Source organism: Clostridium mobile, from assembly GCF_018918285.1.
Taxonomy (GTDB): domain Bacteria; phylum Bacillota; class Clostridia; order Clostridiales; family Clostridiaceae; genus Clostridium_AW; species Clostridium_AW mobile.
The window spans coordinates 1-6,198 of record NZ_JAHLQF010000010.1 but is presented as its reverse complement, the minus strand read 5'-3'; the positions used below and the strand labels follow the sequence as shown (position 1 = coordinate 6,198).

Sequence of the window (6,198 nt, the reverse complement as noted above, 5' to 3'; positions counted from 1 at the left end):
AGTGGTTTTACTATTAAGTTGTAAAAGAAAATAATTTCAATATTGATATTTATCGAAATATGGAATAAAATATAGTTAAGTTCAAAATTTAATAGAAAAAAAAGCACTTATCAGTGCTTTCGGAACTTCGGTTCTCCATCAAGTCGGCAAACCTGATGGAGTAACTAAAAGGTAATCGCAATACCAAGAAGTTAAAGGTAACCCTCAACCAAAGTTATATTTTAAGTATATACTAAAGTATATAAGAATATAACAAGAAAATCAAGAGGGTAAATGTGTAAAAACATAGCTTTAGGTATTGCATACCTAAAGCTTTTTTGATTTTAAAAAAAGTACAAGCTATGAATTTAATGATGCAAAAGTCCGTTATCCAGGCAAGTGGTTAAAGGAATAACACTATAAAAAACTATCAGTTAATATCTGATTAAGTCGCCGTCGCATTGAAATAGTATGTGTTAGTGTAAAAACTAAATGAATAGGCAAAGACGGCTCTCGGTGAAATTGTAGGTTGGTACAATGGAAGAGAGCAAGAAAACTCATTACAAGGATAACGTGTGTTGCTCCATTGGAGCAGAGGGAGTATCTAAAATCTTGATGTAGGCACAAATGAGCAAGGTAAGGCTATAAATTAGTCTTTGGATAGATAACTATAGTCGTGAGGCTATAGTGGTGTAAACGGGAACTGAAACGGATACCTCGGTGAAAAAGAGGATTATAAGAACCCTATACACTCTCTTAGAATTGTTACAAAGACAGTTCTAGGAGGGAGGGAGTTCCGTATTCTGTCCGTTTCCTAGTTCCCCTAAGGATTATAGGCCTTCGGCGTTGATAGTCAATAGTTTAGACCAAGAATTTGAAAAAAGATAATAAGAAAGGAAGGAGACAAAGTATGGAGGGGCTAGACAGAATATAGTAGGCAAGTATTAGATTGATAAAGTTTCAGAGAGTACATCAAATTCAAATATCCTAAAAAATATATAATAATAGTGTTAGCCGTCCACAGATCTATTAGAGGATTATAAAAAATTTCATTGAATAATATAAAGTAATAAAAAGATTACTTTTGTAAGGTGGGATATTGTGAATAAGGAAGAGTTTAATTCTTTGAGTGTATTTGATCAGGTTAAAACTTTTAATGAACTATTGGAAGGTAGCAGCATCCGTAAAGTTTGTGGCGAAATAGGAATAAGTAAAACTACTGTAAGAGATAGATTTAAAAAGAATGGTTATGTGTTTGATAGTTCTAGCAATAAATATATAAATTTGGGCGGACATGAAGAAGATAAAAAGAAAGAAATAATAAGTAATAATAAGATTACTTTAGTAAACAAAAAGGAGAAAGAAATTTCTTACAAAAGTAATCTTGAACAAATGTATAATGAAATCTATGAATTAATAGAGCTTAAGGATGATTTAAAAAATTTAATTAAAAAAGAAAAATTAAGAGAAAATATTATAGAGATCCAAGAATTAAAAATAAGAAATTTTGAGGGTGACCTCAAAGTTAAAAGTATAAAAGTTTATGATGAGGTTTTAGAGCTATTTAATGCCTTTGTAGATAATCATAAGGAGTTTAAGCAGCAAGATATTGTTTCACAAGCTTTTTGGGAATTTTTAAATAAATATAAATAATAACTTTGTAGATAAAGATATTTTAAAAAGAATTAATGGAAATGCATTAAAGTTATATATTTTTTTAGGCATTGATTCTAAGAATGAAACAGGGGAATCTTGGTATACACTTGAAAGCATTTCACAATACTTCGGTAAAAGTATAAGAACTATTAGTATATGGATAAAAGAACTCGAAGATATTAATTTATTCTCTCTAAATCGAGTTGTAAAAGCTTAAATTATTAAACTAGACTAAAAGCTACTTAATCATAATATAAAGGCTCTAGATGCATTTAAAGTAAATTTAAATGCATCTAGAGCCTTTATATTATAAAAGAGTAATTATATATCAAAAGATAAAGTTAATAAAAAATATTGAAAGCGAACTAATAATACTTAGTTCGCTTTCAATATTTTTTATTAAACCATTGATATATCTAAGATAAGGTATATTTATTTTTAAAATTTGGTATAAAAACTACTTTATAATACGAACTTTTGATATAATTAATATATAAGTTCGTATATTGGAGTGATTAAAATGATTAATTTAGTTAAAAAAGATGGTGTGATAAAAGCACAGGAAGTCGAACCATTAAAAAATATAAAAGATATAAATAAAATAAAAATATACTTTAGAGGGAAAGAAGATAAAAGGGATTATATTATATTTGTGGTTGGCATAAATATTGGACTTAGAGCAAGTGATCTGCTGCAACTTAAATTAAAAGATGTATTAAATTTAGATGAATCTATTAAAGATAGTGTTATGATCCAGGAGCAGAAGACGAGAAAAATAAGGGAATTTAAATTAAATAAAAGTTGTAAAGAAGCTCTAGAGCCTTATATAAAAGATCTTAATAATGCTGATATGGAAGATTATTTGTTTCCTAGTAGAAAAGGTGGGCATTTAACCGTTAAATCACTACATAAAATCATAAAATCCATTACAAGAGAGTTAAACATAAAAGGGAACTATGGAACTCATACCCTTAGAAAGACCTTTGCATATCATATATACACAAATAACATTCAGGATAATTCAACCATATTACATACCCTACAGAAGATTTTAAACCATTCAACACCATCCATGACATTAAGATATATTGGCATAACTAAAGAGGTTATAAATGACGTTTACGATGGATTAAACTTATAAGCGTAATCTTCTATAGCATCAAAATTTTAATTATATAGAAGTATACTTTAATATTTTTATAGTAAATGTTAAAATAGGATATATATGCATATAAGTTAGCTAAAAAATTATATTTTTAGGGAGATGATTTTAATTTGATATTCTCATTTAAAGAAATATGTATAGTATCTATAATTATAACTCTGTTTATTGACTATTTTTTTATAAAATATATAAAATCAAAAGAATCCATTTTATCTTTACTATTAGGGAATACTCTCACAATAATAGGACTGTTTATTTTTTATTTAGTCTATAATAAAACATTTTATACAAATTATGGAAATGTAATTCCTTATTTTATATCAATTTATGTAATAACAACAGGTTTGTTTTTAAGTATTATTGGTTATATTAAAAATTCTAAGTAAATAAAAAAAGCAGCTTATAAGCTGCTTTTTTTATTTAAAAATTATGATGAATGTCATAGTAATTTCTATATACTCTTGAAGTACCACTAGTACCTCCTAGAGAAAATCCAGCTGCCTCAAAGCCAGCAGATAAGGTGGAGTCAACAGTGGCCTTAACTACTCCTGAAGCCATAAATCTCACGTTCCATCCATTATTTATTATTTGCATGTAAATATCGCCTGCTGGTTCCCAATCGAAATCCCCAGATCCTGATGCAATAACAAATCCTTTGTCCAAAATTTCTTTATATTCGTGGAATGAACCACTAGAATAAAATTTAGCTTTAAATCCATACCTTATCTGGCATTTAGCACCTTTACCATCTACTAATGTTTCAGTTCTACTTATAGTACCGTAGGTGTATGGATCAGAAGCTCTTAAAGATAGACTATCTCTAAGCTTATCTCTATTTTTTACTGTTTCAATAGATTCATTAGTTAATTTAGCTTTTTCAGCATAATACTCATCTTCTGAAATTAGAGTTAATGTTGCTCCACTTTTTGCTAACTCAGATCTAATAGAGCGTAATGAATCTTCTTTTTCCTCTATTGGTGCCGCATAATTTTGAGTCTTTTCATTTGTAGGATTAGCTGCATATGCAGCAGTAGGTATACTTGCAGTCAAACTTAATGCAAGTAGCAATATACCGATATTTTTTTTCATTAATAAAACCCCTTTCATACCATATATATACCCTAAAATAAGAAAAAATAGTTATATTTATATATTTTGGGCTATATATACATTATTCTACATATAAACATAAATCCCTTCTTTTGGAAAGGTTGTATAAGTATAAGTTTAACTAAACTACAGTACGTAGTGTAGGATAAGGGTAGTGAACGCTAAGGAACATATCACAGACAAAGCCTGTAAAATTAATGGTTTAATCAGTGGTAAACTTTGGAAATTAAGAGTTTATAAATGGTTAACTTTTTAACATAAATGATGTTAAAGCTTCATTAGCTATGAAAGGGTTAATGTTACGGAAGAAGAAATGGCTATAGCAAGAAAGCTTTTAAAAGGAGAGATAACAGAAGAAGCTTTAAAGCAGATATGATATAATCTTTTATTTAAAAGTATAGTGTGTTAAACCTTAAAATAAAAAAGTAGGCATAGTCATTTACTGCCTACTTTTATTTAATGATTCAACAATTTCCGATAATCTTTCACTAGCATATTTTATTTTGTACTGATTTAACTTCTTTAGGAATTGTATAACTTCAATTTTACCTTGTAAATATTCTTGACCTATTTCTGCATCCTTTGCATTATCCCATCCTAAGAGCTTTCTTTCTAAATCATCACAATCATATTTTCGTTGGTCGTAATTTGTAAAGCTATCTTTTTTTACATTTTCCTTAGGTTAAATTGGAGCAATTTCATGGTCATACATTATAGCCTTAACTTTTTTTATATTATTATTTTCCTCCAATTCTATTGGTTGTTCAATGATAGTGGCTGATACTTCTTCTTTTGCCACAAAGTACATTTTTACTTTTTTGTTAACCTAATAAGTCTTATTAAGTTATTAATAATTATTATTAAATTAATAGTTAGTAGTCGATAAATGACCTTTTTGTTTTATTCAATATTAATATTGTGATTATAATAGATCATCTAGTGGAAAAGGGCCTATTTTAATATATAGATGGATATTAAAATCAATTAAATTTGATTATGTTTGATATATAAAAATAATTGAAAATTAAATAAAACAATATAAGTTAATATTATATTGTCTTATTCAAAGCATTATAAATCAATACAAATCAAACTATGGAAAGAGAATAAAAATTTATCATTAATATTCCTACCAGGAATAAAACACAAAATTACATTTATTCTTTAAACGTGATTTATTGAAGCATACCAAGTATAATTGGTATGTTTTTTTATATATTTTTTAACAAGAATTGAGCCAACATCAAAAGTAATAAAAAGTAATACATTGAATTACTTTTTATTACTTTTGTAAGTATAGAGCCTAATTTAAGTTTTAGTTAAAATTATTAAGATTTTTTACGCACAGTGATTTAAATAACCAAAGTTTTACTAAACTGAATCAATCGGTATAATAGCAAGCCAGTCAGGTTTCTTCATTACCATTATAAAAGCCTGGTCAGACTAAGAACTGTCAATTCAGCTAGGTGTTTATACCTCTTGTAAGGAAGTTTTGCTTCAGTTAAGTAAAACGTACAGTGGTTATTTGAACCACTGTACGTAGTGCAGGATAAAGAGTTGTTAACAACAACTCATAAACAGTTGTCCCAACTGAATCAAATATGTTAACATATTAGTATATTGATGTTAACTATGTATGCTATACAATTGATATATGAGGTGTATATATGTTAACAAGGAGGTTTTTTTTATGAGTGATACTCATTTTAGAGTAAAAGAAAGTCAACATATAAAAATGAAAGAAATTGCTAAGAAAAAGGGGGTACGTTATGTAAAAGATGTTTATGATGAAGCAATAGAAAATTATATAAGAGAATATACACAAGAGAGCATAGTTAGTGATACTAACTTAGAACTCTATATAAATAATAGAATAACTAAAGCAGAGGATCATCTAGCATCTATGTTAGGAAGAACTGGAATGGATGTTAGTATGGTTTTAATGGGATTAATAATGTTTTTAGAAAAAGCTACTAATTTAACTAGAGAAGAATTATATAGAAAATTGAGAGTAGAAGGAGCTAGATATTTTTCAACATCAATAAAAAATGATAAAGAAAAATAGACACAATTATATTAATGTTTAAGGAGTATTATTAATGATATGTATCTAGAATTAAATTAGAAATATGTATCTTTAAGACTATTAAATTACCACTATGTTAACATAGTGGTTTTACTATTAAGTTGTAAAAGAAAATAATTTCAATATTGATATTTATCGAAATATGGAATAAAATATAGTTAAGTTCAAAATTTAATAGAAAAAAAAGCACTTATCAGTGCTT

5 protein-coding genes are annotated in these 6,198 nt (G+C 27.2%); 4 read left to right on the top strand and 1 reads right to left on the bottom strand.

All coding sequences use genetic code 11. The annotated features are described in order from the left end of the window. The first annotated feature begins 1,080 nt into the window (after positions 1–1,080). The 3 genes from KQI86_RS19920 (at position 1,081) to KQI86_RS19910 (ending at position 2,776) form a co-directional block, all read left to right on the top strand. Entirely contained in the window at positions 1,081–1,632 is a 552-nt protein-coding gene (locus KQI86_RS19920) for a hypothetical protein (RefSeq protein ID WP_216441161.1), read from the top strand. Next, complete coding sequence (locus tag KQI86_RS20610; protein ID WP_216441162.1) at positions 1,619–1,852, top strand: helix-turn-helix domain-containing protein; 234 nt, start codon at positions 1,619–1,621, stop codon at positions 1,850–1,852. The genes KQI86_RS19920 and KQI86_RS20610 overlap by 14 nt, the downstream gene beginning before the upstream one ends. A 303-nt stretch (positions 1,853–2,155) precedes the next feature. Then, the gene (locus tag KQI86_RS19910; RefSeq protein ID WP_216441160.1) at positions 2,156–2,776 is read left to right on the top strand and encodes a tyrosine-type recombinase/integrase; all 621 of its coding nucleotides are present in this window, start codon (positions 2,156–2,158) and stop codon (positions 2,774–2,776) included. Positions 2,777–3,220: 444 nt separating this feature from the next. Here KQI86_RS19910 and KQI86_RS19905 read toward each other — a convergent pair whose 3' ends face one another. Beyond that, entirely contained in the window at positions 3,221–3,889 is a 669-nt protein-coding gene (locus KQI86_RS19905; RefSeq protein WP_216441159.1) for a hypothetical protein, read from the bottom strand. A gap of 1,711 nt (positions 3,890–5,600) precedes the next feature. Here KQI86_RS19905 and KQI86_RS19900 point away from each other — a divergent pair. Then, entirely contained in the window at positions 5,601–5,975 is a 375-nt protein-coding gene (locus KQI86_RS19900; RefSeq protein ID WP_216441158.1) for a hypothetical protein, read from the top strand. Positions 5,976–6,198 lie beyond the last annotated feature (223 nt).

Coding starts and splice junctions, on each gene's coding strand:
- KQI86_RS19905 (WP_216441159.1), bottom strand. CDS start 3,889: ATGAAAAAAAATATCGGTATATTGCTACTTGCATTAAGTTTGACTGCA.
- KQI86_RS19900 (WP_216441158.1), top strand. CDS start 5,601: ATGAGTGATACTCATTTTAGAGTAAAAGAAAGTCAACATATAAAAATG.
- KQI86_RS19910 (WP_216441160.1), top strand. CDS start 2,156: ATGATTAATTTAGTTAAAAAAGATGGTGTGATAAAAGCACAGGAAGTC.